The following is a 25,255-nucleotide window of genomic DNA, read 5'->3' as shown; positions in this document are numbered from 1 at the left end:
GTTCATAGGAGCGGAACCCTATTCATCGAGTGAGCCTGTATCATATACAACTTGCCCTTGAGCGTCGTATCCGGTGAATCGCATTGGCGGGTTTTGCGGTTCATACAAGAGCACATACCAGTATACGGTACCGTCGGATGCAGGGATCAACTGGGCTTTGGATTTAACTTTACGTGTCTCCACGACGACGGTCCGAATGTCCTTGTTATTGACAGTCCCGACAAACATCGGGCTAAGCTCATTCAGGTTGCAGTAGCTCCAGTCGATATCCTGCTTCGGATCGATATACGAATTCGTGCCGACGATCCAAGTCCAACTTTGACGGTTGTGCTTCAGAAGGCCGACGTTATATTGATTGTCATTACTATAGAAAACCACCGTATGCTTATTGTCTGGATCAAAGGTTTTTAAAATTTCGTCATAAGACTTGTTGGATTTGTTCATCGCTTCTTCGATCGTAGTCGGGGAGTGGGAACAGCCCACAATCAGTACGAAACATAACAATAGGATACATCTGATTTTCATTCGTCACGTCCTTAACCCGAGATCACAGTGAACACACATTTTTCACTTAAATAGTAAAACGCAGTATTTCGCGGTTAAGTTGGAGCGATAAATACATATTTTTGTTTAAGCATCCGATTTCTGTTCGCCCATCATCTCCACAATACACGAAATCGCCCTTGCTGCCGCCGGAGAGCACTTCTTAAAAGAGACCGCGGCCAGAGCGATGGACCTTGAAGCTTCCGGGGCAATCGGCCGGGCCACGAGCCCTGAAGGAGCTGAGGCAAGAATCGTTTCCGGCAGGATGCTGATGCCAAGTCCGCTACGCACCATCGCCATGATGGCATGATCGTCCTCAAGTTCAAATCGCATACGGGGAACTGCTGCTTGACCGTCAAACCACGCCCTTACATCGGTGTCGCAGCCTTTCGCAGGCATAATAAACGGTTCATCCGCAATATCCTCCAGTGATATCGTGGATTTTACGTTGTGTTTATGATCAGCCGGCATAACGCAGACCATCCGATCCTGTATGAGCATTGTGGTCTCAAGGCCATGCGAAGAAGGCATGTTCACAAATCCAAAATCTGCAGTCCCGTCCGCAATCCATCGCTCGATATCTTGATAGTGCCCGTCGAGCAGCCGGATTTCGATCTGCGGGTACTTTTGCTGGAAACGTTGAAGGATATCCGGCAGCCAATGGATCGATACGCTGGTAAATGTTCCGATCGTGACAGTTCCCCGCACTAGCCCCTTGATCTGATCTACCTCCTGCAGCATGTTTTCCTGCAATTGAAGCATTTCCTTCATATATTTCCACAGCCGTTCTCCGTCATGGGACAGTCGGACGCTTGACCGGCCCCTGGTAAGCAGCTGAATGCCTAGTTCCAGCTCCAGGCTAATGATGGCACGGCTCACCGCCGATTGTGTTAAACTCAGCTGATCCGCCGCTTTCGTCAAATTTTCGGATTCGACGACTTTTCCGAGAATTTCATACTTTGCCAAGGTCATTTTATAACACTCCCTCCATGAGAAATAATCATTACAACCATTTTAAACATTCATTTTATTTATTGTAAGTGGCTCGGTATAATGCAGATAGAATGATGGGTAAAGGGGGAACGAGGATGGGAGCTATTGCAAAAACGCCGCAACCGCCGTATTATGCGGTCATTTTTACTTCGGAATTGTCTGAAGGAGAGAACAGAGGGTACGGGAAAATGGGAGATAAGATGGTCGAGCTTGCTTCGAAGCAGCCGGGTTTTCTCGGAGTCGAAAGCGTTCGGGGAACGGATGGGGTCGGAATTACCGTCTCGTATTGGGAGTCACTTGAGGCGATCAAGGCCTGGAAGGAGAATTCCTTGCACAGGGTAGCTCAGGACAAAGGGAAGAGCGAGTGGTACGCACGGTTCGGTCTGCGGGTGAGTAAGGTCGAGAGAGACGATTTTATGAATATCTAAATTGTAATTAACCCGGTCTGAATGGAAGCCTCCATTGCAAAAACACTCATAACTTTAATGTATGATTACGCGGTAAAAATATATTTTTAATATACAGCGGATTAACATACAATGAAATTAGTTAAGCGACAGAGTACGAGTGGGGGGAGTCAAATGGGGAAACAATTTCCGGCCATGCTTCCTGAGCATATGGACTTTATCCGGAAGCAGCACATGTTTTTCGTTGGTACAGCGCCGTTATCGCAGGAGGGACACGTCAACTTGTCTCCAAAAGGTTATGACACGTTCCGTATTTTGTCCGAGAACCGGGTCGCATACCTGGATTTGACCGGAAGCGGCAATGAAACGAGTGCCCACCTGGAAGAAAACGGCCGGATCACGATCATGTTCTGCGCGTTTGAAGGGCCGGCGAACATCATGCGGCTGTACGGAACCGGGACGGTGGTTTTACCGGAGAGCAGGGAGTGGGAGTCATTATACCCTTTGTTTGATCCGATGCCCGGAGCCAGACAGATCATCACGATCGATGTGCATAAAGTGCAGACGTCCTGCGGTTATGCGGTTCCCTTCATGACTTATGAAAAGGAAAGGGACACGCTGAATCGGTGGGCAGAGCATAAAGGCGAACAAGGGCTTCACGACTACTGGCAGGAGAAAAACAGGAGCACGATCGACGGACTTCCGACTCCTTTAGGAAAACGGCTAGGGTTATAGCCTAGTAAAAAAACGCGAAATCAAATTACCGAACGCAAAACAAGCCGCGATGGATCCGGGCTTGTTTTTTGTATAGGCCGTTTTGTTGTATCGGGCTTGTGAAAAAGGAGTGGGAGCGGGCATCATCGTTCAATTTTCATACCCGTATTCAATCAGCAAGGTCGTCGGCGGAGGGCAAGCTAAGCACAGACACGTTCAGAAATCGGGAAATCGCCAGTGCACAGGCACCCATGACGCAGGATTTCTGCCCCATGCCCGACAGTGTGATCTCCCGGTAATGGCTGATTTGGGAACGGAGTTGATGATGGATCCTCTGCAGTGCATCGGGAACCATATGCAGCAGCTCACTGTCGATGACGACAACGTCCGGATTGTACATATTGATGACATTGTTCAGCCCGATCGACAGGTAATAGACGAATTGATTCAGCGCGTCTAGCACTTGTTCGTCGCCTTTGGCGATGCGCCGGCTGATCCACTCCATATCCGAGGCATCACCAGGTTCAGCCGCCAGGATGTTCCGGAGCACGCTTGTCTCCGAAGCATACTTCTCCCAGCAGCCGTGGTTGCCGCAAGCGCAGGGCTCTCCGCCGGGAACGACGATCATATGGCCGATTTCGCCGGCAAAGCCTTCATGGCCGCGAAAAAACTTGCCGTCCATGATCATGCCGAGCCCAATGCCGGAATACAGCGTTACGCAGAGCAGGTTGTCGGTCGTATGGTGAGCGTATGCCCGCTCGGCAAAAGCGCTGAGGTTCGCGTTGTTTTCCAAATGGACAGCCGTACCGACTGCACGTTCCAGATCCTGCTTCAAGTCAACGTCCTGCCATTGAAAGCGGGGCACGAATTTGATTGTCTCTTCATTGGAGACGAGTCCGTGGATCGCCAATACGATTCCGACCATCCCATAGCGGCTGCCCGCGCAGCTGCTCTGATAACGGCGGATCGCGGAGGCCAGCAGCTGTACGATATCCTCATAGGCTTCCGATTGAATTGGAATGATTTCGGTTGTGACCGGTTGACCGGTTAAATCGGATAGCATGAATGTCGCATGACCTGCGTCCAGGTCAATGCCGAGCGCATATCCTGCCTGGGCGTTCAGTGAGAGCATAATCGGTTTGCGTCCGACGGGGTTGTGCTCCAGCTCGGTTTCGACGACCAGTTCTTCTTCCAGCAAATCTACTACCTGCGCTGAGATCGTTGCCCGGGTCAGGGCCGTAATCTTGGACAGATCCGCCCTGGAAATTTTTCCTTCCTTCATTATTTCCCGTATAATCAACGCCCGGTTGATCTTTTTAATATAAGAGGCGTCTCCGGTTACCATTTGTTTCCTCCAATTTTAGAACGTCATGAAAATTCAGCATAAACCATATTGTAGCACGAACCCGCCTCGCCCGCTCATAAATTACCCGATTGACAAAGGCGTAGGGAGTTGGTACAGTACGAATATATTTTGTAAGTTTAATAAACAAATTAAAAAATGTAAAGGGTTTCATACCAATTTTAACGATCCTTGGAGAGGAGAACAGGATGAGCCAATTTCTCGATTCAGAATTTTTGCTGGATACCCCTGCGGCGGTTCGGTTATATGAAAAGGCGGCTGCCGATTTGCCGATCTTTGATTTTCACTGCCATTTGGACCCGAAGGAAGTATGGGAGAACAAGCCATGGGCCAATATTACGCAGCTGTGGCTGGGAGGCGACCATTATAAGTGGCGTACGATGCGGATGCACGGCATCGGCGAGCAGCTGATTACAGGCGATGCGGAGGATTGGGATAAATTTATGGCCTGGGCGGAGACGGTTCCGCACCTGATCGGCAACCCGCTGTATCACTGGACGCATTTGGAGCTCAAGAACGTGTTCGGCATCGAACAAATCTTGAGCCCAGCCACGGCCCGCGATATATGGGAGGCATGCAACGCCAAGCTGCAGCAGCCCGATTTTCTGCCGAGGGCGCTGATTGCCAGAGCCCGGGTGAAATTTATCGGCACGACCGACGACCCGCTGTCCTCGCTGGAATATCATGAGCGGCTGGCTGCCGATGGCAGCTTTCAAACCATCATCGCGCCGACGTTCAGACCGGATGGAGCATTATATATCGAGCGCCCCACTTACACCGAATGGGTACATAAGCTCGGGGAGATTACAGGCCAAACCATCGGTTCCCTGGATGCCTTCCTGAATGCGCTTCAACGGCGCGTGGATTACTTCGATGAGCATGGTGGACGTGCGTCCGACCATGATATCCCGTACCTTGATTTCGCAGACGTCACAAAGGAAGAAATCGTTCCTGTTTTTAATAAAAGATTGAATGGTGAAGAATTGTCAGGCGCTGAGATTAACGCATACCGCTCTTTCCTGCTGAGGGAGCTCGGCAAAATGTATGCCGGCAAGCAGTGGGTCATGCAGCTGCACATGGGCGCGCTCCGCAACACCAATACCAAGATGAAAAACCGCATCGGTGCGGATACCGGTTTTGACTCTGTGGGAGAAACGAACCTTGCACAGGGTCTGGCCCGTTTCCTTGATGCATTGGATCAGGAAGACGCCCTGCCGAGAACGGTGCTGTTCAATTTGAATCCGAAGGACAATGCCGTCCTGGCCGCGATGACAGGCAACTTTTATGAGGAAGGGGTGCCAGGCAAAGTCCAGTTCGGGTCTGGCTGGTGGTTCAACGATCATATAGATGGTATGGAAAAGCAGATGAAGGACCTGGCGAATGTTGGTCTGCTCAGTCATTTTATCGGCATGCTGACCGATTCGCGCAGTTTCCTGTCCTATGCCCGGCACGAATATTTCCGGCGCATTCTTTGCAATCTTCTCGGAGCCTGGGTGGAGAAGGGGCTCGTGCCGAATGATATGAAGGCTCTGGAACGGATGGTTCGAAACATCGGTTACGGCAACGCCGAAGCCTATTTCATGAAACGATAACGGGGGAGGGGAAAGCGCATGGGTATTTTGCAGGAGCTTCTGAAGGATATTCCGATTCCGAAAATGGCAAAGGTCAACGTCCGGTTCAACGATGAACAGATCGTGGACCTGGGCAGCGACCTTGGGGCCAAGCTGCGTCAGGCGCACATCATGGAGAAGGTCAAGCCCGGCATGGAAATCGCGATCGCTGTCGGCAGCAGGGGTCTTGACCGCATTGTGGAGCTAACCGCCGTGACCGTCAAAGCATTGAAGGAAGCAGGGGCCAAGCCGTTTATTGTGCCGAGCATGGGCAGCCACGGAGGTGCCACGGCGGAAGGGCAGCGGGAGGTGCTGGCGCATCTGGGCGTCACGGAAGAGAGCGCCGGCTGCGAAATCCGTTCCTCGATGGAAGTCGTCCAGCTCGGTTCGCTGCCGAACGGCCTTCCGGTGTATTTGGATAAATACGCCGCCGCGGCGGACGGCATCGTCGTTATTAACCGAATTAAGCCGCATACGGCTTTTCGGGGACCGGTGGAGAGCGGCATCATGAAAATGATCAGCATCGGCCTTGGCAAGCAGAAAGGGGCAGAGGCCTGCCACCAGCTAGGGTTTAAATATATGGCCGAGAATGTTCCGGCCATGGCCAACATGATCATGGAGAAGAAGCCGGTCCTGTTCGGGGTAGCGACGATCGAAAATGCGTTCGACAAGGTTGCAGTCGTTGAGGTGCTTACGCCGGAGGAGATTGTCGACAAGGAACCGGAACTGCAGCTTCAGGCGAAGGAACTGCTGCCAAAGCTGTTTTTTGACCAGCTGGAAGTGCTGATCATTGACGAGATCGGCAAAAACATCAGCGGCGACGGCATGGATCCGAACATCACGGGCCGATATCCGACGCCTTATGCGCACGGAGGGCCAGATGTCAACAAAATGGTCGTTCTGGATTTGACGCCGCAAACAGAAGGGAATGCAAACGGGGTGGGCACGGCCGACTTTACGACGCAGCGGCTTGTCGACAAGATGGATCTGGAGGTTACTTACGCCAACGGGCTGACGTCCACCGTCGTCGCGCCGACGAAGATCGCCACGACGCTGCCGAATGACAAGGAAGCGATTCAGGCGGCGGTGAAAACGAGCAATGTGCTGGATTTTAACCAGGCGAAAATCGTCCGGATCAAAAATACGCTCGTTCTAAGCCAAATCGAGGTGTCTGAAGCGCTGTTCGAATATGTGAAGCAGCATCCGCAAATGGAGCTGGCCTCGGAGCCGTATGATTTGCCTTTTGACGAGCACGGAAATTTACCGAAAACGGAGGAGAGTCACTAGATGACGACGAGTTTGTTTGATTTAACGGGGAAAACGGCGGTAGCAGTCGGCGGCAACAGCGTGCTCGGCTCGGCGATTGCCGAGGGCTTTGCCGAACACGGTGCCAGGGTAGCGATCGTCGGGCGGAACCTGGACAAAGCGGAGGAAGTCGTAAGTGTCATCCGGAGCCAAGGGGGCGAAGCGAAAGCATTCCAGGCGGATGTGGGCTCGCGCGAGTCCCTGGTCCAAGCAGCCGCGGACATCGAAGCATGGTCGGGCGGATGGGACATTCTGCTCAACGCTCCGGGTACGAACAGCACCACTCCCTTTTTCGAGCTGGAGATGGAAGAATGGGACCGCATTATGGACGTGAACCTGAAGGGCATCGTACTTACCTGCCAAATTTTCGCCAAGCGCATGGTCGAGCAGAAACGGAAGGGAAGCATCATCAACATCTCGTCGGTGTCCTCAACGACGCCGCTCTCCAAGGTGTTTACGTATTCGGTGTCCAAAGCCGGATTGAACAGCGTCACCCAATTCCTGGCTCGGGAGCTTGCGCCGGAGGGGATCCGTGTGAACGCGATCATTCCGGGGTTTTTCCCGGCTGTGCAGAACCAGAAAATATTAAGCCCGGAACGGGTCGAATCGATCATGCGGCATACGCCGATGAACCGCTTCGGTACGCCGGATGAATTAAAAGGGGCTGCGATCCTGCTTGCTTCAGATCAGGCGTCGAGCTTTATCACCGGCTCGATGATCCGGGTGGATGGCGGGTTCGGCAGCATGACGATTTAATGGCCATACGGGAAGGAGGCAGAACAATGATAACCGAAAAATATGAGAAACTACAGTCCATCCTGCGGGAACTAAATTCAGTTGTCGTGGCATTTTCAGGAGGGGTGGACAGCACCTTTCTGCTTAAAGCGGCTGTGGATACGCTCGGCCCCGATCAAGTACTGGCGGTGACCGCAGATTCGGAAACATATCCGTCGACCGAGCTTGCAGAAGCGAGGGAGCTGGCCGAATGGATCGGAGCGCGGCATCAGGTCATTGAAACCTCCGAGCTGGCGATTCCCGGATATGCCGAAAACACGAAAAACCGCTGCTATTTTTGCAAAAGCAGTCTTTTCGACCATTTGGTTCCCGTACTGACGGAGCAATCCTATAAAAATATCGTTTACGGCGTCATTGCCGACGACATGAATGAGTTTCGGCCCGGCATGCAGGCGGCAAAGGAAAGAGGGATTCGCGGACCGCTGCTGGAAGCCGGACTGTATAAGGAAGAAATCCGCGAGCTGTCCAGAGGCTACGGCCTGCCCACTTGGGATAAGCCTTCTTTTGCCTGCTTGTCCTCGAGAATCGCTTATGGGGAACGGATTACCAAAGAGAAGCTGAGCAAGGTTGAAAAAGCGGAGGCCTATTTGAAATCGCTCGGCATCCGCCAGGTACGGGTACGCACGCACCAGGACACGGCGCGGATCGAAGTGGAACCGAAGGACATGCAGACCGTTCTGGAGCAGCATTCGCAAATTTCCGGCAGGCTGCAGGAGTACGGCTACAAGTACGTAACGCTTGACCTGGTGGGTTATCAGAGCGGCAGCATGAACAAGGTTTTGGCATAACGAAAGCTCTGGAAGGGGATGAGAACTTTGTTGGACGACGTTCTGGAGCAAGTACGCAGCGGAGCCCTGAGCGTGGCGGAAGCCAAAGCGCGGCTGGCAGCATTTGAGGATCTCGGCTTTGCCAAGGTTGACCACCAGCGCAGTAAACGGCAGGGTTTCCCTGAGATCGTCTATGGGGAAGGCAAAACGGCGGATCATATCATTTCGATTGCCTGCGCTCTGCAAGCCCGTGGCAGCAGCGTCCTGGTCACACGCGTGGACAAGGAAAAAGCCGAGACAGTGCTGCGGGCGTGTCCGGATTACAGTTATCACGAGACGGCAAGGGTTTTGTATTGGAAAAAGGAACAGATACCCACAGACGATTCGCAAGGATATGTCGCCGTGATTGCGGCGGGAACCTCGGATCTGCGCGTGGCGGAGGAGGCGGCCGTGACGGCCGAAGTGCTCGGAAGCAGGGTCCACCGGATATATGATGTGGGCGTTGCGGGGATCCACCGCTTGCTCAGCCATTTGGAGGAAATCCAGCAGGCAACGGTTTCTGTCGTGGTGGCCGGGATGGAAGGGGCGCTCCCCAGCGTCGTGGGCGGCCTGGTCTCCCACCCGGTCATCGCAGTACCGACCAGCGTCGGGTATGGGGCTCATTTTCAAGGCTTGTCGGCACTGCTGACGATGCTGAATTCGTGTGCCTCAGGCATCAGCGTGGTGAACATCGACAACGGATTCGGCGGAGGTTATAACGCCGCGCTGATTCATCAGCTTGTACATGGAGGGGGACAACGGATTGAAAACGCTATACCTTGACTGCTTTTCCGGTATCAGCGGAGATATGTTCATCGGTGCGCTGCTGGATGCCGGCGGCGATGCGCAGCGGATGCAGACGGAGCTGCAGAAATTAAACATCGAAGAAGAATATACGCTGCAGTGGAGCAAGGTGAACAAGAACGGGATCACTGCGACCAAATTTGACGTGCATTTGCAAGAAGCGGATGAGAAAGATCACGATGATCATCACGTGCATGAACATTCCCAAGTGGATCTTGGGGCTCAGGAAGGTTCAGGCGAAGCTCAATACGATCATGATGGAGCGCATCTTCACAGCCATAGCCACAAGCATGATCACGACCACAGTCACGAACATCATCATGGACATGACCACAGCCACGATCATGTGCACGATCACCATCACGACCACGCGCACGATCATCACGAGCATATCCACCATCATCATGCCCACCATCCTCATACCCATGATCACCATCATCATGACCATACACATCACCATCATAGCCATGATCATTCGCATAGTCACGGCCATCATCACCAGCATCATCATCGGGCATACAAGGATATCGTCCAAATGATTGAAGCGGCCGATTTTGAAGAGCCGGTACGCGACACGGCGCTCCGTATTTTCAAGATCATTGGGGAGGCTGAGGGAAAGATACATGGCGTTCCGTTAGATGACGTTCATTTTCACGAAGTAGGCGCAGTGGACTCTATCGTCGATATTGTCGGCGCCTCGATTTTGATTCATCAAATGGGTATCGAAGCGATCCATTCCTCGCCCGTGCCCGTCGGTATGGGCAAAATCCGGATCGACCACGGTATTTACCCGGTGCCGGCGCCTGCGACGCTGGAGATTCTGAAGGGCGTGCCGCTGGAAGCGTCGGATGTCCGCTTTGAGCTGACGACACCGACGGGTGCGGCGATCGTATCGGTGCTGGCGCAGCAGTACGGGCCCATTCCGTCTATCAAGGTGTCCGCCGTCGGTTACGGAGCAGGGACCAAAACGTTTGCCGACCGGCCGAACGTGCTGCGTGTCATCGTGGGCGAATAACGCTCTTGATCCGAAAGGAGTCTGTCTTATGAAATCCGAGCTGCCCCCAAGTCATGAACATGTCGATCATGACATGGTGAAGATGGAAGTCAACTACGACGACATTTCGGGTGAATGGTTGGGCTACGTGATGGACCTTCTGCTCGAAAACGGTGCAAACGACGTGTTCTATACGCCCATTTATATGAAGAAAAACCGGCCGGGAACGATGCTTCAGCTGCTATGCGCCAAAGAAAAGATCGACCGGATGAAAGAAATCATTTTTCGCGAGACAACTACGCTTGGCATCCGGTATTATCCGCTCACGGTGCACCGTCTGGAACGAACGTTTACTCAGGTCCCAACAGAATGGGGAGCCGTTACCGTAAAATTGGGTATTCATAACGGGGAGACCGTTCAATGCGCTCCGGAGTTTGAGGATTGCAAACGAATAGCCCAAGCGAACAGGATCCCGATCAAGTCTGTTTACGAGCAAGTATGGAAATCCGTCGGGTACCTGCCTACCAATTCGTGATGTTTTGAGTTACCTTTTATTGGAAAAATCCCCATACGTTCTCTATCATTTCCGCATAGCTTAGTAGAGAACTGGACATGAAAGCTTCCCGAAAGGGAAGTTTTCGTTTGTCTGACTAAGAAAGGAGAATGAATGATGGGGAGAAAAACGATTCAGGAAATTCAATCCGGGTACAAAACAGGCTCTTGGACGACGCTGGACATGACGAAGTATTATTTGAAACGGATTAAAAAGAAAGATCCTGCACTCAATTCATATATTACGGTAGCCAAGGATCGGGCCACGGGAGAAGCCAAACGGCTAGAAGCCAAATCCTCATCGGGAGAGCAGACCGGTCTCCTGTACGGAATTCCGCTTTCCTATAAGGATAATATCGATACGAAAGGCATCCGCACCACTTACGGCTCCTCGATTGACGCCAATCACATACCAGACAAGAATGCTGCCATCGTCCAGCGGCTGCTGCTGGAGGATTCGATCCTGCTGGGAAAAAACAATCTGCATGAATATGCCCTTGGTGTCACCTCAAATAACCCGCATTATGGACCTGTGCACAATCCATGGAATCACGAGTACACGCCGGGAGGCTCCAGCGGTGGATCGGCTGCGGCGGTAGCTGCTGATTTGACGGCAGCTTCCATCGGGACCGATACGGGCGGCTCCGTTCGGATCCCGGCGGCATCCTGTGGCGTTGTCGGGTTAAAACCTACGTATAACAAAGTACCCACTGAGGGCGTATTTTACGTTTCTTGGACTCTGGATCATGTTGGGCCGATCACGGCCAATATGACCGACTTGGCAGTCCTGTTCGGTGCCATGACGAAGCAGTCCTACCTGCCATATCTGAATCAAGACATCCGGGGGCTTCGTGTCGGCGTGCCGACCAGCTATTTTAACGAACACATCGACCCGGAAACCTATGCATTGTATCTTCAATCACTGGAGGCGCTTGAGTCGCTCGGTGCCATTCTCATTGATACAGACGTCTCCTTTGTGGAAGGGAACAGCGAGGTTTCGTTGACCATCGCCGCTTCGGAGGCGGGGTATGTCCACAAAAGCCGGATGGAATGCTGCTTATCGCAATACGGAGCGGATGCCAGAGCCTTTTTGGAATCGTCCCGGGATATCACCTCGCTGCAGTATATCGAAGCGCTTAAGACAAAAGAAATGTATATGAACATGTTCGATAAATTGTTCCGCGAACGCATTGATGTGCTGGCCACACCGACGATCCCGATCCCTGCGCGGAAAATCGGCGTGGACGAAGTCCATTTTGGCGATTATACGGAAAGCGTGTTTGACGCGATGACCCGTTATACGGGCTTGTTCAACATGGTGGAGGTTCCGGCTCTGTCCATTCCTTGCGGGTTGACAAGCGAAGGGCTTCCTGTCGGACTGCAGCTTGTGGCCCGAAAGGAGCGGGAAGATCTGCTGATTCGCGCCGGATACGCTTATGAGCAGGACCAGCTGAAGGAATTCTACCGTCTCCGGGATCAAATCTGCGCAGGATACTAAGCAAGTGCCTTGAGAGGAACACTGTCTGCACTGCCGTGCAGCGGTGTTCCTTTCATATTTTCTGTTCATCCATAATTCCGGAAATAATAGAAATCTCTCGTTTACCGAATTTTTCAAGCTGTTCTGACCATACTAAAAACATGATCGAAGAAACTTCAAAGAAGTCAGACCGCGTTTAGAGGAAGTTTTTAGTGCGATATAAGGGAGTCGATTCAACGAAGCAGAGACTTTCTTATATCTAACTAAAAATATCTACCGATGTAACTCCCAGAAGCCAGACCGCGTTTAGCGGAAATTTTTATTGCGATATAAGGGTGCTGAACCTCTGAAGCCTGCACGTTCTTATATCTAACTAAAAACATGATCGAAGAAACTTCAAAGAAGCCAGACCGCGTTTAGCGGAATTTTTATTGCGATACTAAAAAAAATATATTTTGCCACCAGTATGGACTTTTGCCGGTTGGGGGTGTGGACATGCAAACCAAAGAAGATGTGATCTTCTCAGCTCGCTTACAAGAAAATATCTCTCATCTGAAAGAGCGGTATGCGGATTGCTTTGATGTCGTGTTCCACGATTTCAGCTGCGGCCAAACTCCTGCGGTGATCGTCTACTTTATGGGTTTGACCGACAGCGACATGATTAACCGTTACATTCTCGAACCCACTTTGAAACAGTTGTCAGAAGACGGGGGCATCACCTTAGGGGATTTTTGCAAGTGCTTGCCGGTGTCCTCCTATACTATGATCCAAACGATGGATCAGGCGGTAATGGAGATTGGTGACGGCAATGTCGTCCTGCTAATGGATGGGGAAGAAAGGGCTATCTCTCTGTACCTGGCAAAATGGGAGCAGCGCTCGATCACGGAACCCGAGGCGGAATCCGTCGTCAGAGGCCCGCGTGAAGGGTTTATCGAGACGCTGATGGTCAATGTGTCCATGATCCGCCGCAAGCTGAAGTCGCCCGATTTGAAGATGAAGTCGATCCGGATCGGACGTTTTTCCCAGACCGAAGTTGTCGTCGCTTTCGTCAGCGGTATCATAGAATCCTCGCTGGTCACTGAAATCGAAAGCCGTCTTTCCCGGATCAACATCGACGGGATCTTGGAAAGCGGGATGATTGAAGAGCTCATCGAGGATAATCCATATTCGCCTTTTCCGCAATTACAGTCGACAGAACGGCCCGACGTGGTGGCAGCCAATCTGCTTGAGGGCAGAGCGGCCATACTCGTCGAAGGAACTCCCATTGCCTTGATTGCTCCAGCAACGATTTTTACCTTTCTGCAATCGCCGGAAGATCATTACCAGCGTTATTACATCGGCACAGCCATCCGCTGGCTGCGCTATTTTTTCGCGTTTATTGCTCTCATCGGGCCTTCATTCTATGTCGCTATCGTTACCTATCATCAGGAAATGATTCCAACGACGCTGCTGCTTAATATGACCAAATCGAGGGAGCAAATACCTTTCCCGGCTCTGGTTGAAGCACTGCTGATGGAAATTACGTTCGAAGCTTTAAGGGAAGCTGGTGTTCGACTTCCAAAACAGATTGGTGCGGCGGTCAGTATCGTGGGAGCGCTGGTCATCGGTCAGGCGGCCATAGCCGCCGGCCTCGTTTCTTCGCCGATGGTCATGGTCGTAGCGCTCACTGGGATCGCCTCGTTTCTGATCCCCCATTTTGCCTTTGGCATCACGGTGCGGCTGCTTCGTTTTCCGATGATGCTGCTGGCAGGCTTTCTGGGCTTTTTCGGCCTGATGATGGGGATCACCTTAATCTTGACCCATCTGTTCGCACTTCGTTCTTTTGGCGTTCCTTATGTTACGTTGTCAACGGTCAGCAGTCTGAGTCAGCTGAAGGATATTCTGGTCCGCGTCCCAACTTGGAAAATGAATACTAGACCGCGAATCGGCGTTTGGAACAGGTATCGCCAAGGTGCTAACCAGCGACCGGGACCCGGGCGGGGAGGCCGACGAAGATGAAAAGCGCAAGACTTGCTGCTGCGTTTCTTCTGTTTACGATCATCCCGCTCGTTACAGGGTGCTGGGACCGCACCGAGGTGAACGATCTGGCTTTAATTATGGGTGCTGGGATGGATGCTGCGCCAAACGGGAAAGTAGAGCTGTCCGTTCAAGTCTACACGCCCAACCAGACCAGCACGAGCAGCGACGGCGAGATGACGAGCAGTGGAAACGAAGGAGACATGGTTATCGTGAAAAGTGCAGTCGGGACGGATTTGGCGGATGCGGCCCAGCGGCTGCAGGAGGAGATGCCCCGCAAAGTCTTTTGGGGCCACAGCGAAGTATTTATCGTGGGGGAGGAGCTCGCCAAGAGGGGGATCATGGATCAGGTCGATTTTCTCTTTCGCCATCCCCAGCCGAGGGAGCATGCTTATTTTTTTATCAGCAAAGGAAGGGCTAAGAGCATTTTGAGCATAAACACGCGAATGGAGCGGGACAGCGCGGAAACCCTTCGCGAATTGACCGTTCTAGCCGGAGGCATGGGAGTTACGCTTAAAGATTTGGGAGGAATGCTGGCAGGTCGGTCGAAGGCAATTATCGTTCCTCTCATCGGGAAAAAGGAGGAATCTGGCCAAAGCAATGCTTACCCGTACATTAACGGGGCGGCGGTTTTAATGAAGGGGAAAATGGCGGGTCAATATCAAGGAGAAGTCAAACGATACGTTCAGATCATCCGCAACGAGCTGGAATCAACGACGGTAACATTTCCTGTACAGGAGAGTAAAGGCGATGATGGGGGCATCATGTCCGTCCGGCTGATCAAATGCCATACGAAGCTGATTCCGTTGATTCGCAGAAATCAATGGAGTGTTATGATCCGGATTGAAGGTGAAGCAAGTGTGCTTCAGAATGAAACCCATGTCAATGTGATGCTGCCCCAAGAAATGCCCCGATTGGAACAGCAGCTGAACAAGGAAATCGAGTCCAAGATGAAAGAGACGTTTCGGCAGATCCAGGATGAGACTGGCGCCGATGTTTTCGGAACGGCCGATGCGTTTTGGCATAAGTATCCTGCACGTTGGACCAAGGAACAGGCCCGATGGGATGAAATATTCCCGGAAATCAGCGTTTACGCCCATTCCGGTGTACATATTATTTCTCCTGGTTTTTCCGGTAAAAGCTTTAAATGAGGGATAAGCGATGATTGTTCTCAAACTGCTCGGCATTACGCTGCTCTTTGTGGCCGTGTTTATATATGATTTTTCAAGTGTGGACCCCAAGAAGAAAAAGGAACGGGCAGCCATTGCCGTCATTACCTTCGCCGGGTGGGTAGTAGCGGTCATGCTGTTATTTGCTCCCGGCTTGCCCGGTCCGACCGAATGGATCAATCAAGTGACCAAGCCGATCTGGGTTATCTTTTATCCCGAAGGCTAGGAGGGGGACGGCGGAATGGATAAGGAGAAAGTTTCGAATCTCCAACTGTGTTTGATGATGTACCTGATGATCGGCGGGACCTCCATACTCGTCGTGCCTTCTTTTACCGCGATGTATGCCAAGCAGGACATGTGGATATCGCCGGTCATTGGCTCGGTCTTCGGTTTCTTCAGCGTGACTGTCGCTTGGCTGCTGTATCGGAGAAATCCGGGGCTTACGATGATCGAGCAGACTCAGCGCCTTTTTGGGAAGTGGGCCGGAAGCATTCTGGGCATCGTTTTCCTCTTATTCCAAATCGACGCGATCGGCTTGATTACCCGGGAATATGCCGAATTCATCGTACAGGCGTTTCTGCCCAAAACTCCGCTGGTCATGATTATCGGGTGTATTGTATTGACATGTTCATTTGCCGTCCGGTCCGGTGTGGAAGTGATTGGACGATTCGCGCAAATTTTCGGTCCGATTTTTTTGTGCTTTGTCCTGGCGATTTTTCTGTTCCTTCTACCGGAATATCGCTTTTCCAATATGCTCCCCATTTTGGGGACCGGAATCAAGCCTTCGCTTAAAGGTTCTTTAGAGCCTTCGGTTTGGTTTATGGAATTCATCTTTATTTCATCGGTCTACCCGTCCGTCCGACAAGGAGACAACGGCCTCAAGGGGGGGCTGTTTGCCGTATTTCTAATGATGATCACAATGGTCATCACGAATTTTACTTGTTTGTTTTTGTTTGGTGAATCGACGGCCAATCTCACCTTCCCGTTCCTGTCTGCTTCGCGCTTTGTGAATATCGCGGATTTCTTCTCCCATGTAGAAGCGATGGTGATGGCGTTGTGGATCCTCGGCGGTTTTGTGCAAATTTCGATGTGGTATTACACGCTTGCTCTGGGAACTGCTCAATGGTTAAAGATGGCGGATTTCCGTCCACTGGTATTTCCGGTTGGGCTGCTGATCGGTGTGTTCAGTATCTGGGTGGCCAAAAATTTTCAGCAAATGCTTCATTATTTTCCCACTGGGGGAACGGGCAGTTCCATCATCGCTTTGCTGCTGCTGCCGATCCTTTTACTCTTGGTCAGCCTTATTCGCCGAAGCGGAGCTCGAAAGTAAACTTTTTTTACAGTCCTTCGAAAAGGGTGTCGATAGGGGAATATCTTCTTCGTCGTCTTATATAGACAGCGTTATAATGCTGTATATGACCATAAGGAGATGAAGCAATGAAATTTCTGTGTTTGGGTTACCTGGAACCGGATCTGATGGATGTCAGACCGCAGGAGGAAATCGACGGAGTGATGCAGGAGTGCAAGCCCCATCTTGAACAGTTGTATCACAGCGGGAAGGTGCTTCTCGACGCTGGCCTGGACAATGCCGCGACGACCCTGCAGCGCAAGAATGGAAAGTTGAGAATGATGGATGGTCCATTTACCGAGTCGAAGGAGCTGATTGGCAGTGCGTTTCTGATCGAAGCTGAGGATCTTGAAGATGCAGTCCGTGTGGCATCTCTTCATCCGGCCGTTCAGGTGAGCGCGGGCGAATCGTTTGGCTGGCGCATCGAAATTCGCCCGGTTCATCATTTTGAATTGTTTAGTCCAGAGGGATAACTTTCGATTTCATTTATTTGTTTAACTTCACTCTTACAAAAACGGCGCCCGCGACCGAAACCGCCGCCAAAACCGCTGCAAACAGCGAGGCACCCAGGGAGATGCTGGTCATATCGATCACAAATCCTGTTCCGATCGGCAGCAGTGCGGCAGGTACATAACCTCCGATATTCAGTACCGCGTTGGCTTCGGCGCGGCGGTGTGCCGGAACATGCAGGCTGATCAGCGTCAGGCCTCCGAGCTGCCCTAATCCCTGTCCTGCACCGGCAAATACAGCTGCTGTGACCAGCAACACGGGTGCCGAATCAATGACAGCAGCAACCAGGCATATCATGGACAAAAGAGTTGCCGCACTTCCAAGGAGAAACAGGCTGCGAACCGGCAGCCTTTTGACAGCGAATTGTATCCCCGTCGCCGCCAAGAACATAATACAGGCCGTTCCTCCAGCTACCAAGGGACTGGTCACATGAAGCAGTTTGGACAGCAGCGACGGACCCAGCGACAGCACAAAGGAAGTTGAGGTAATGCCTGGAGCAAACACGGATATTCCTAGAGCTAAATGCTGGCGATTTTGCTCAGGAACTGTTGGGAAGCGCAGTTTCCATCCTTCGCGTTCGCGTGCAGGATGCTGTCGGGAGGGGAGGCGTGCTGCCACCATGAAGGCTGTTGCCAAAATGATCAATTGGTTGGTAAACACCGTGACAACATGACGCTCAAGAAATTGGGCCATCATTCCGGCCAGCAAAGGTCCTAGCCCGGCTCCGAGGACCATGGCCACGGAGGCGGCAAGGGATGCCAGCTGTTTTTTACTGTGTCCGCCAGCGTCCACTACAGCAGCCATGCCCGCGGAGACGATGACGCCGACGGCTATGCCTGTCAGCAACCGCGCCGCCAGCAGCATGCCGACCGAATCGGCCGAAGCAAACAGCACACAAGCCGCCACCGCTGCTAATAGACCCGGATACAGTACGGCCTTGCGTCCGAAGCGGTCCGATAATTGGCCGGCCGCGAGCAGAGTGCCGAGCAGGCCCAGAATATAAGCGGACAAAAAATACCGTCAATGTTCCATTCGAAAATCCCATCGCCGTCTGCCACTCCACATACAACGGTGTTGCTGAATTGGACAGCATAAATCGGCTGTTACGATCCAGGCGCATGATCGATCAAGGTAATCTCCTCCTATTCAATCAACTCTTTGAATGTGTGTAGGGCATCCGTGTTGTCATGAATTTAGAATACGTTATAATAGTTCATAACTGAAATACACATTTGTAATAGGAGAGATAACCATAAGGTTATGTTACAGAGCGATGAATTTAAACTTGAACCATCTGAATGTCTTTGTGGCAGCCGCCGAGAAAATGAACATTACCGAAGCGGCGAAAGCGTTGTTTATTTCCCAACCGGCTGTGAGCAAAACGATTAAACAGCTGGAAGATGCGCTGCAAGTGAGGCTGTTTGTCAGGGATAAGCAGAAGGGGATCATTCTGACCGATGTCGGCAGGGAGATTCTGATATTGGCCAGGCAGATGCAGTCCATTGAAAATCGTATTTTCCAGGCAGCCAGCCGGGAAAACCAACTGTTAACCGGAAAAGTCAAAATCGGCTCGTTTCCAGCGGCATCGACCCTATTGCTCCCGGAGGCGATCTCCAGGTTCCGGGTCAAGTACCCACAAGTTCAAATCGAGCTGAGTGAGGGGGTATCCGACCAGATCAAGGAATGGGTTACCGACCGTACCGTGGAAATCGGGCTCGTCGCTTCTCCGTTTGCAGGATTTGAGCATCATAGCCTGGTTCAGGATCACATGGTGGCCGTTATTCCGGACGATCATGAGCTGCAGAATACAGAGATTGTGGATCTCAGAAAATATGAGCAAGACACGATTTATTGTAAAGGCGGACATGAGGCGGCGTTGAACAGTGCAATACAACAGCACCATTTTAATCTCGAAAGCAACTTGACTGTCCAAACCGCCGAAACCTTGATCCAGATGGTCCGCAGACGACTCGGGATCGGTCTTGTTTTCGATTTTACGCTGTCTTCCGTGTCCCATGAACTTATCGTAAAGCCCATTACGCCGGTCATCACGAGGGAGATCGGGATCATCGCGATCTCATTTGCGGAGATTTCCCCAGCGTCCATGGAATTTGTTCGAATGATGAAAGAATCATGAAACAAGCCGCTTCCGGTTATGCCGGCGCGGCTTGTTTGTTATTGTATATGCAATCGATGGCTGTTCGGAACGAAAATTCCCTTAGCGGCTGCTCTGACGATTCTCAACAGACTTCATGCGGTTTTGTTCATCGGGCGCCCGGTCATGGCCAAATTCCTGGCCGGCTTCCATTTCGGTGTGTCCCGACTGGCTGCGGGCGAATTCAGTGAATTCCGCCTTTTGCTCATCTTGCTCATGCTTTTGTTTCAGTATCTTTTTCGGATCTTGGGTTGTCATGGGGAAATCCTCCTCGAATTCAAATTCACTTTCTTATTATTACCCGCCTCGATGTATGGCAAACTTACGCTTCATATGTGTAATGATGGGGCATAGATTTTGCTATATGAAAAAAGTAAGCGAAACAAAGGTTTTAAATATTTTGCATATGGAGTAGGGCGTGTTAGCATGTCGTTGAGTAGGAAAAAGGGGATTTTATCTATGATTCGTCTCTTTTTATGTATCGTTTGTATACTTTGGCTCAGCTCATGCGACATCATGCCGGGCTCTTCAAGAGAACAAGCGAAGGAACAAATGCCATCAACGGGGGTGGAAACGGTGACTCAGCAATTCATACAAACGGCGGAAGCAGGTGATCTTGAGGCGGTACAGAACCTGCTTCAGGACGGAATCGATATTAACGCACAGGATGAGCGCGGCAGAACGACCGTCATGGCTGCGACGTACAACCATCAGACGGAGATGGTCCGGCTGCTGATCAGCAAAGGGGCGGACATCAACATCAGGGATCATCTGCTCAACAATGTATTTCTGTATGCCGGAGCTGAGGGAATGTTGGATATCGTCCAACTGGCGATCGACGCTGATGCAGACACCAAACTGACCAACCGCTATGGCGGGACGGCGCTGATCCCCCGCATCCGAACGGGGCCATGTCGAAGTGGTCCGGGAGCTGTTGACCCGCACCGATATCGATGTCAATCATATCAACCGCCTGCACTGGACTGCTTTGCTGGAAGCGGTCATTTTGGGGAACGGCGGGGAGAAGCATCAGCAAATCGTCCGGCTGCTGATCGACCATGGCGCGGATAGGGAGATCGCGGATGCGGAAGGCATCACTCCGCTGCAGTATGCCCAAAGCAAGGGTTGTCACGAAATCGCCGCAATACTGGAACGAGCAGGTTCGTAACTTTCAGCATACCCGCTAAAATAAAGCATGTTATCATCCATGCGCTAAAGAGCGAACGGTCAGGACCGTTCGCTTTTTCTGTACCTATCAAAGACGGAGGTGAGCAAGTGTCCATTCGCATCAAACTTTTATTATCCTATACCGGCATGCTGCTCATCAGCCTGTTGGTCTTTGTCATGACGGCGAGCCTGTTTACGATCGCGGCGACGGGCGACGTGCACAGCCTGCGCGATTTTTACAAAGTCCACTATCAGCTCAATCCGCTGACGGAACAAGAAGAATCCATTTTTTTGGAATTGAAGTATCTTGCCAAAAATGAGCCGGATCGATTGCAGGATCAGCAGCTGCTGAAGGATTTCGATTTCAAGCTCAAAACGGTCAGAGCCGGGCTGTATGTACGCCGTGAGAGCGGACGCATCTACCAGTCGTATACGTTCAACCAGCCGGAGCTGGAACAGCATCTGCCGCCTTATGACCTAAACAACAACCAAATTCGCAGTACGTTTAATATCGGTGAGCGTTTTTATGCTTATGCCAAATACGACTTTCAGTACTCGGACGGCCAGAAAGGCAGTGTGTTCGTCATCCGCGAGCGGAGTCCGTTTGGTGAAGTCACGAGAAAGCTTCTTCCGGCATTCGTCATTAGTTTGGCAGGCATCATTGTGATATTCAATGCGCTGCTTTTCCGCTGGATTACGCGCAGCGTTGTTAAGCCGTTGGATCGGCTACGTCACTCGGCAGAGCACATTCAGCGGGGCAATCTGCAGTTTTCGCTTGAACCGAGCACAAAGGATGAAATCGGACAGCTGAATGCAGCTTTTGAAAATATGCGGAAAAGGCTTCAGGAGTCGGTTCAGCTGCGGCTGGAGGATGAGGCGAACCGGAAGGAGCTCATCTCGAACATTTCCCATGACCTGCGGACACCGATCACCAATATTAAAGGCTATATTGAAGGCATTCGAGATGGAGTGGCAGATACACCCGAGAAAATGAACAAGTACGTCAACATCATTTATTCCAAAGCCGTTGACCTAGACAAGCTAGTGGATGAGCTGTTCCTGTACTCCAAGCTGGATCTGAAACAGGTGCCGTTCACGCTTGTGTCAGTTGATATCGTTGACTTTCTGGACGACTGCATTGAGGAGCAGCGATACGTTCTGGAAGAGAAGGGAGTGGTCATCGGATGGGCTCATCGGCCAATTCCGCCGGTCAACGTATTTGCCGACCTCGAAAAAATAAAGCGTACCGTTCTTAATATAATCGGGAACGCTCAGAACTATATGGATAAAGAACATAAGAATATTCATATTTCCGTTCATCCTGAACGGGAATGGGTAACCGTCGAAATCCGGGATAACGGGACGGGGATTCCGCAAGAAGCACTGCCGCATATTTTCGAACGATTCTACCGCGTCGAAGCTTCGCGGAATTCTTCAACCGGAGACAGCGGTCTGGGACTGGCCATAGCCAGCCAGATTATTGAGGGGCACGGGGGCAGGATCTGGGTGGAAAGCGAGCTAGGTGCGGGTACCCGCCTGTTCTTCACGCTGCGGCGTACCACATACGAAGGAGGGGAAGGCAGACATGGCCGGGAGCATTCTGATTATTGAAGACGAGACGACTATCGCGCAGTTGGAACGGGATTATTTTGAATTGAACGGATTTCATGTGGATTTGTGCCATCATGGAGACGAAGGGCTGCAGCTTGCTCTTGAAACGGATTACCATCTTATCATTGTCGACCTGCAGCTGCCGGGATTGAACGGTTTTGAATTATGCAGCAGGATCAGGCAGGCGAAGGAAGTTCCGATCCTGATCGTCTCCGCCAAAAATGAAGAGATCGATAAGATACGCGCATTTAACCTGGGAGCCGACGATTATATTACGAAGCCGTTCAGCCCGAGCGAGCTGGTAGCCAGGGCAAAGGCGCATTTGACCCGGTATGAACGGCTCATGAGCAGGCATGAAGTGCCCCACAAAACAGAAATCCATATCCGCGGCCTGGTTATTGACCAGGCGGCACGCCGGGTGTACGTCCGCAATAAGGAGGTTATCTTTACTTCCCGTGAATTCAGCCTGCTCGAATTTTTGGCCAGCCATCCGAACCGTGTATTCAGCAAAAGCGAGCTGTTTGAACGGATTTGGGGCATGGACTCGAACGGGGATATCGCGACCGTCACCGTACACGTACGGAGACTGCGGGAGAAGATGGAGGTCGATCCGTCCAACCCGCAGTATATCGAAACGGTATGGGGAGCGGGATACCGGTTCACCGTGTAACCGATTTAATAAATTGTTAATATAAAGTTTCGATTTTGTTTATACGAGGTTTCTTGGCCGTTTATCTGTCTCGTTTACGATAGAGACATGACAAACACCAATCCATCTAAGGGATTGAAGGAGGAATCATCGATGAATAAACATGCTAACAAACTGGCCGGCCTGATGCTGGCCGCAGCTTTGGGAACAGCCGCCTTGCCTATCGGTGCCGTGCATGCCGCAGACGATTCAAGGGCGCTGGGAGAAGGAGATATCAGCCAAGCAGTCCGTCAGTTATCGCAGCTTCATATTATGCAGGGGTACGAGGACGGTTCACTCGCCGTAGAACAGCCAGTCACACGTGCGGAACTGGCCAAATTGCTTGCCCTGACGTTTAGTCTGCAGGGTGCGGATCAGGCACAGCAGGGATTCACGGATGTCAATCCGCGGGCGTGGTTTTCGAAATATGCTGCTGAAGTGGCAGCACAAGGGATCATGCAGGCAAACGATGGCCGTTTTGAGCCCCGCGGAACCGTAACGAAAACGGAACTTGTACAGAGTGTAACCAAAGCACTTAAGCGGGATGCGAAATCCGTGGAATACTGGGCTGAAAGCCTTGACCCAAGCAGCGGTCCGGTCACACGCGGAGAAACTGCGTATTTACTGAATATGGCGCAGCAGGCGATCCCGTCGGACAAAGCCAAAATCACCAGGATCCGTTCCTTGAATGCGATTACGCTGATCGTGACGTTTGATGCGCCTTTAACAGCGGACAACGAGGCATTTACGAAAGCGAAAGAAGACTTTGCCTTTATCGGCGGTCTTACGTTAACCAATCTTCCGCGGCTGAAAACGGGTTCCATCGCTACTTATATTGTACCAACCTCCGTTCAGCAGCCGGGTGTCCAATACTCCCTGACCTACAGAGGAGCAAACGCGGGGACTTTTACCGGGAATGCAGACAAGCTGAACATGACCGAGGCCAGACAGGTAACGAATGATACGTTTGAGCTGGAATCCCTGCAGGCGAACGGCGTGGTTGACTACGGATATGTCATCTCCGCATACAGTACCGGCCGGGAGCGGATGCCTTCGTTCTGGACGAAAACAACCGCGCCAATGGCAAAACCTATCAGATCATTTCCTCCGGACAAGCCAGGGAGGTAACGATCACGCCGGAGGGCGGACAACCGATGGTAGCTAAATATGTACCGTTCACGCAATCTACCGATGGCAGACAGGAACCGAAATTCCGCCTGCCTGAGGGCAAAACCCTGACTCCGGGCGTCACCTATACCGTGACTTCGGATTGGGCGCAGATCGAACGACCATCTTTTGTAGCGCAGAGCATCGCTCCGCTTGACATCGTCGGTGCCGAAGCCATGAGCGGGACTTCCATTACGGTTGCGCTGTCGGAAGACCCGGGAGACGAGCTGTTCTCGGGCCGCAGTGTCGAGCTGACGGATGCGGAAGGGCATAAGCTGACAGCCGCATATAAATACTCCAGCCGCAAAGGGGCCGTGGGTATCTTCGATCTTGCACCAGACAGCAAACTTGTGAAAGGAACGACCTACACCGTAACGCCGGTGGGGGAATGGGCCGGTTCTTCCCGGACTCCATTGACAGCGAATTAAATCTTATACGCTTCTTGCTTGTTTCGGCTGCCGGATGTCCGGCAGCTTTTTACTTTTCTTTAACGCTTAAGTTTAATCGGATCATTGCTAGCTATGAACAGATAACGAGCAAAGGGTTAGTCGGTTGACACACGATAATCCTGTAACTATAATAGTTACATAGGATTTGTTACTAATATGGTTACAATTAAGATCATAATGTGACAATAAGATCATAACGCTACAATGGAGGAATCAGGATGAAATTATTAGTTACCGGAGCCACAGGGAAGCTGGGCAGAAAAGTAGTGGAGAACCTTTTGCAGACTGTCCCTGCCAGTCAATTGGCGGTCAGCGTGCGCAACCCGGACAAGGCTGAAGATCTTCGGGCCCGGGGCGTTGACGTCCGCCATGGTGATTTTGACGTGCCGGAAACGTTGGATAAGGCCTTTGCCGGGATTGACCGGCTGCTGATCATTTCCGCGGATGGAGACAACGAAACCCGGATTCGGCAGCATACGAATGCGGTGGAAGCTGCCGCACGAGCCAAAGTTGGTTTCATCGCATACACGAGCTTGGGAAATGCAGCTGAGAGCAAGCTGTTTCTTGCGCCACCTCATCAAGCAGCAGAGCAAGCGATTTTGAAGACGGGCA

24 protein-coding genes and 2 pseudogenes are annotated in these 25,255 nt (G+C 51.7%); 21 read left to right on the top strand and 5 right to left on the bottom strand.

The window, feature by feature from the left end; translation table 11 throughout:
* Window positions 1-18: 18 nt before the first annotated feature.
* Both CPT76_RS12050 and CPT76_RS12045 read right to left on the bottom strand, forming a co-directional pair.
* Complete coding sequence (locus CPT76_RS12050; RefSeq protein ID WP_105443094.1) at window positions 19-525, bottom strand: hypothetical protein; 507 nt, start codon at window positions 523-525, stop codon at window positions 19-21.
* A 105-nt stretch (window positions 526-630) separates the two neighbouring features.
* Window positions 631-1,515: a LysR substrate-binding domain-containing protein gene (locus tag CPT76_RS12045; RefSeq protein WP_105443093.1), complete on the bottom strand. Its 885-nt coding sequence runs from the start codon at window positions 1,513-1,515 to the stop codon at window positions 631-633.
* Window positions 1,516-1,631: 116 nt separating this feature from the next.
* Here CPT76_RS12045 and CPT76_RS12040 point away from each other — a divergent pair, with 116 nt between their 5' ends.
* Together CPT76_RS12040 and CPT76_RS12035 are read left to right on the top strand one after the other, a co-directional pair.
* Window positions 1,632-1,964: an antibiotic biosynthesis monooxygenase family protein gene (locus CPT76_RS12040; RefSeq protein ID WP_105443092.1), complete on the top strand. Its 333-nt coding sequence runs from the start codon at window positions 1,632-1,634 to the stop codon at window positions 1,962-1,964.
* Window positions 1,965-2,117: 153 nt separating this feature from the next.
* A complete protein-coding gene (locus tag CPT76_RS12035; RefSeq protein WP_105443091.1) occupies window positions 2,118-2,678 on the top strand; it encodes a pyridoxamine 5'-phosphate oxidase family protein in 561 nt (186 codons plus the stop codon).
* Window positions 2,679-2,826: 148 nt separating this feature from the next.
* Here CPT76_RS12035 and CPT76_RS12030 read toward each other — a convergent pair whose 3' ends face one another.
* Entirely contained in the window at window positions 2,827-4,002 is a 1,176-nt protein-coding gene (locus CPT76_RS12030) for an ROK family protein (protein ID WP_105443090.1), read from the bottom strand.
* A gap of 206 nt (window positions 4,003-4,208) precedes the next feature.
* Here CPT76_RS12030 and uxaC point away from each other — a divergent pair, with 206 nt between their 5' ends.
* From uxaC to CPT76_RS11965, 13 genes are all read left to right on the top strand, one after another.
* Window positions 4,209-5,612, top strand: coding sequence for a glucuronate isomerase (uxaC, locus tag CPT76_RS12025; protein WP_105443089.1), 1,404 nt, complete (start codon window positions 4,209-4,211; stop codon window positions 5,610-5,612).
* A gap of 18 nt (window positions 5,613-5,630) precedes the next feature.
* Entirely contained in the window at window positions 5,631-6,917 is a 1,287-nt protein-coding gene (locus CPT76_RS12020; RefSeq protein ID WP_105443088.1) for a nickel pincer cofactor-dependent isomerase, group 22, read from the top strand.
* Window positions 6,918-7,691, top strand: coding sequence for an SDR family oxidoreductase (locus tag CPT76_RS12015; RefSeq protein ID WP_105443087.1), 774 nt, complete (start codon window positions 6,918-6,920; stop codon window positions 7,689-7,691).
* Between the two features lie 26 nt (window positions 7,692-7,717).
* Window positions 7,718-8,518 carry an ATP-dependent sacrificial sulfur transferase LarE gene (gene larE, locus CPT76_RS12010; protein ID WP_105443086.1) on the top strand — a complete coding sequence of 267 codons (801 nt, stop codon included), beginning with the start codon at window positions 7,718-7,720 and terminating at the stop codon, window positions 8,516-8,518.
* 27 nt (window positions 8,519-8,545) lie between these two features.
* On the top strand, window positions 8,546-9,319 hold the full coding sequence (gene larB, locus CPT76_RS12005; RefSeq protein ID WP_105443085.1) for a nickel pincer cofactor biosynthesis protein LarB: 774 nt from the start codon (window positions 8,546-8,548) through the stop codon (window positions 9,317-9,319).
* Window positions 9,300-10,355: a nickel pincer cofactor biosynthesis protein LarC gene (gene larC / locus CPT76_RS12000; RefSeq protein ID WP_105443084.1), complete on the top strand. Its 1,056-nt coding sequence runs from the start codon at window positions 9,300-9,302 to the stop codon at window positions 10,353-10,355. Before larB ends, larC begins: the two co-directional genes overlap by 20 nt.
* 28 nt (window positions 10,356-10,383) lie before the next feature.
* The gene (gene larC2, locus CPT76_RS11995) at window positions 10,384-10,869 is read left to right on the top strand and encodes a nickel pincer cofactor biosynthesis protein LarC2 (protein ID WP_105443083.1); all 486 of its coding nucleotides are present in this window, start codon (window positions 10,384-10,386) and stop codon (window positions 10,867-10,869) included.
* Window positions 10,870-11,004: 135 nt separating this feature from the next.
* Complete coding sequence (locus tag CPT76_RS11990; RefSeq protein ID WP_105443082.1) at window positions 11,005-12,384, top strand: amidase; 1,380 nt, start codon at window positions 11,005-11,007, stop codon at window positions 12,382-12,384.
* 474 nt (window positions 12,385-12,858) lie between these two features.
* The gene (locus CPT76_RS11985) at window positions 12,859-14,361 is read left to right on the top strand and encodes a spore germination protein (protein ID WP_105443081.1); all 1,503 of its coding nucleotides are present in this window, start codon (window positions 12,859-12,861) and stop codon (window positions 14,359-14,361) included.
* Window positions 14,358-15,530: a Ger(x)C family spore germination protein gene (locus tag CPT76_RS11980; protein WP_105443080.1), complete on the top strand. Its 1,173-nt coding sequence runs from the start codon at window positions 14,358-14,360 to the stop codon at window positions 15,528-15,530. The genes CPT76_RS11985 and CPT76_RS11980 overlap by 4 nt, the downstream gene beginning before the upstream one ends.
* Before the next feature lie 10 nt (window positions 15,531-15,540).
* On the top strand, window positions 15,541-15,774 hold the full coding sequence (locus CPT76_RS11975) for a hypothetical protein (protein WP_105443079.1): 234 nt from the start codon (window positions 15,541-15,543) through the stop codon (window positions 15,772-15,774).
* Window positions 15,775-15,789: 15 nt separating this feature from the next.
* Window positions 15,790-16,878: a GerAB/ArcD/ProY family transporter gene (locus CPT76_RS11970; RefSeq protein WP_105443078.1), complete on the top strand. Its 1,089-nt coding sequence runs from the start codon at window positions 15,790-15,792 to the stop codon at window positions 16,876-16,878.
* Window positions 16,879-16,985: 107 nt separating this feature from the next.
* Window positions 16,986-17,369 (top strand): YciI family protein, encoded by a 384-nt coding sequence (locus tag CPT76_RS11965; protein WP_105443077.1) that lies wholly within the window; start codon window positions 16,986-16,988, stop codon window positions 17,367-17,369.
* 13 nt (window positions 17,370-17,382) lie between these two features.
* Here CPT76_RS11965 and CPT76_RS11960 read toward each other — a convergent pair whose 3' ends face one another.
* Window positions 17,383-18,417: an MFS transporter gene (locus CPT76_RS11960; RefSeq protein ID WP_219845414.1), complete on the bottom strand. Its 1,035-nt coding sequence runs from the start codon at window positions 18,415-18,417 to the stop codon at window positions 17,383-17,385.
* Between the two features lie 262 nt (window positions 18,418-18,679).
* Here CPT76_RS11960 and CPT76_RS11955 point away from each other — a divergent pair, with 262 nt between their 5' ends.
* A complete protein-coding gene (locus tag CPT76_RS11955) occupies window positions 18,680-19,543 on the top strand; it encodes a LysR family transcriptional regulator (RefSeq protein ID WP_105443076.1) in 864 nt (287 codons plus the stop codon).
* 81 nt (window positions 19,544-19,624) lie between these two features.
* Here CPT76_RS11955 and CPT76_RS11950 read toward each other — a convergent pair whose 3' ends face one another.
* Entirely contained in the window at window positions 19,625-19,819 is a 195-nt protein-coding gene (locus CPT76_RS11950) for a hypothetical protein (protein WP_105443075.1), read from the bottom strand.
* Window positions 19,820-20,137: 318 nt separating this feature from the next.
* On the opposite strand from CPT76_RS11950, the pseudogene CPT76_RS11945 reads away from it, so the two are divergent.
* The 5 genes and pseudogenes from CPT76_RS11945 to CPT76_RS39550 form a co-directional block, all read left to right on the top strand.
* A pseudogene (locus CPT76_RS11945) lies at window positions 20,138-20,729 on the top strand (ankyrin repeat domain-containing protein).
* Window positions 20,730-20,836: 107 nt separating this feature from the next.
* Window positions 20,837-22,339 (top strand): sensor histidine kinase, encoded by a 1,503-nt coding sequence (locus tag CPT76_RS11940; RefSeq protein ID WP_105443074.1) that lies wholly within the window; start codon window positions 20,837-20,839, stop codon window positions 22,337-22,339.
* Entirely contained in the window at window positions 22,314-23,009 is a 696-nt protein-coding gene (locus tag CPT76_RS11935; RefSeq protein ID WP_105443073.1) for a response regulator transcription factor, read from the top strand. Before CPT76_RS11940 ends, CPT76_RS11935 begins: the two co-directional genes overlap by 26 nt.
* A gap of 132 nt (window positions 23,010-23,141) precedes the next feature.
* Window positions 23,142-24,622 (top strand): annotated as a pseudogene (locus CPT76_RS11930) (S-layer homology domain-containing protein).
* A 239-nt stretch (window positions 24,623-24,861) separates the two neighbouring features.
* Window positions 24,862-25,255: NAD(P)H-binding protein (locus CPT76_RS39550; protein ID WP_258168330.1), on the top strand; the 394-nt coding region annotated here is incomplete at its 3' end.

The organism is Paenibacillus sp. AR247 (genome assembly GCF_002968895.1).
Taxonomy (GTDB): domain Bacteria; phylum Bacillota; class Bacilli; order Paenibacillales; family Paenibacillaceae; genus Paenibacillus_AQ; species Paenibacillus_AQ favisporus.
The sequence above is the reverse complement of the archived record's forward strand: the minus strand, read 5'-3'. Positions and strand labels throughout refer to the sequence as shown.

What these genes read in the sequence shown, in the direction of transcription:
- CPT76_RS12050 (WP_105443094.1), bottom strand. Translation starts at nt 525, where the DNA reads ATGAAAATCAGATGTATCCTATTGTTATGTTTCGTACTGATTGTGGGC.
- CPT76_RS12045 (WP_105443093.1), bottom strand. Translation starts at nt 1,515, where the DNA reads ATGACCTTGGCAAAGTATGAAATTCTCGGAAAAGTCGTCGAATCCGAA.
- CPT76_RS12040 (WP_105443092.1), top strand. Translation starts at nt 1,632, where the DNA reads ATGGGAGCTATTGCAAAAACGCCGCAACCGCCGTATTATGCGGTCATT.
- CPT76_RS12035 (WP_105443091.1), top strand. Translation starts at nt 2,118, where the DNA reads ATGGGGAAACAATTTCCGGCCATGCTTCCTGAGCATATGGACTTTATC.
- CPT76_RS12030 (WP_105443090.1), bottom strand. Translation starts at nt 4,002, where the DNA reads ATGGTAACCGGAGACGCCTCTTATATTAAAAAGATCAACCGGGCGTTG.
- uxaC (WP_105443089.1), top strand. Translation starts at nt 4,209, where the DNA reads ATGAGCCAATTTCTCGATTCAGAATTTTTGCTGGATACCCCTGCGGCG.
- CPT76_RS12020 (WP_105443088.1), top strand. Translation starts at nt 5,631, where the DNA reads ATGGGTATTTTGCAGGAGCTTCTGAAGGATATTCCGATTCCGAAAATG.
- CPT76_RS12015 (WP_105443087.1), top strand. Translation starts at nt 6,918, where the DNA reads ATGACGACGAGTTTGTTTGATTTAACGGGGAAAACGGCGGTAGCAGTC.
- larE (WP_105443086.1), top strand. Translation starts at nt 7,718, where the DNA reads ATGATAACCGAAAAATATGAGAAACTACAGTCCATCCTGCGGGAACTA.
- larC2 (WP_105443083.1), top strand. Translation starts at nt 10,384, where the DNA reads ATGAAATCCGAGCTGCCCCCAAGTCATGAACATGTCGATCATGACATG.
- CPT76_RS11990 (WP_105443082.1), top strand. Translation starts at nt 11,005, where the DNA reads ATGGGGAGAAAAACGATTCAGGAAATTCAATCCGGGTACAAAACAGGC.
- CPT76_RS11985 (WP_105443081.1), top strand. Translation starts at nt 12,859, where the DNA reads ATGCAAACCAAAGAAGATGTGATCTTCTCAGCTCGCTTACAAGAAAAT.
- CPT76_RS11980 (WP_105443080.1), top strand. Translation starts at nt 14,358, where the DNA reads ATGAAAAGCGCAAGACTTGCTGCTGCGTTTCTTCTGTTTACGATCATC.
- CPT76_RS11975 (WP_105443079.1), top strand. Translation starts at nt 15,541, where the DNA reads ATGATTGTTCTCAAACTGCTCGGCATTACGCTGCTCTTTGTGGCCGTG.
- CPT76_RS11970 (WP_105443078.1), top strand. Translation starts at nt 15,790, where the DNA reads ATGGATAAGGAGAAAGTTTCGAATCTCCAACTGTGTTTGATGATGTAC.
- CPT76_RS11965 (WP_105443077.1), top strand. Translation starts at nt 16,986, where the DNA reads ATGAAATTTCTGTGTTTGGGTTACCTGGAACCGGATCTGATGGATGTC.
- CPT76_RS11955 (WP_105443076.1), top strand. Translation starts at nt 18,680, where the DNA reads ATGAATTTAAACTTGAACCATCTGAATGTCTTTGTGGCAGCCGCCGAG.
- CPT76_RS11950 (WP_105443075.1), bottom strand. Translation starts at nt 19,819, where the DNA reads ATGACAACCCAAGATCCGAAAAAGATACTGAAACAAAAGCATGAGCAA.
- CPT76_RS11935 (WP_105443073.1), top strand. Translation starts at nt 22,314, where the DNA reads ATGGCCGGGAGCATTCTGATTATTGAAGACGAGACGACTATCGCGCAG.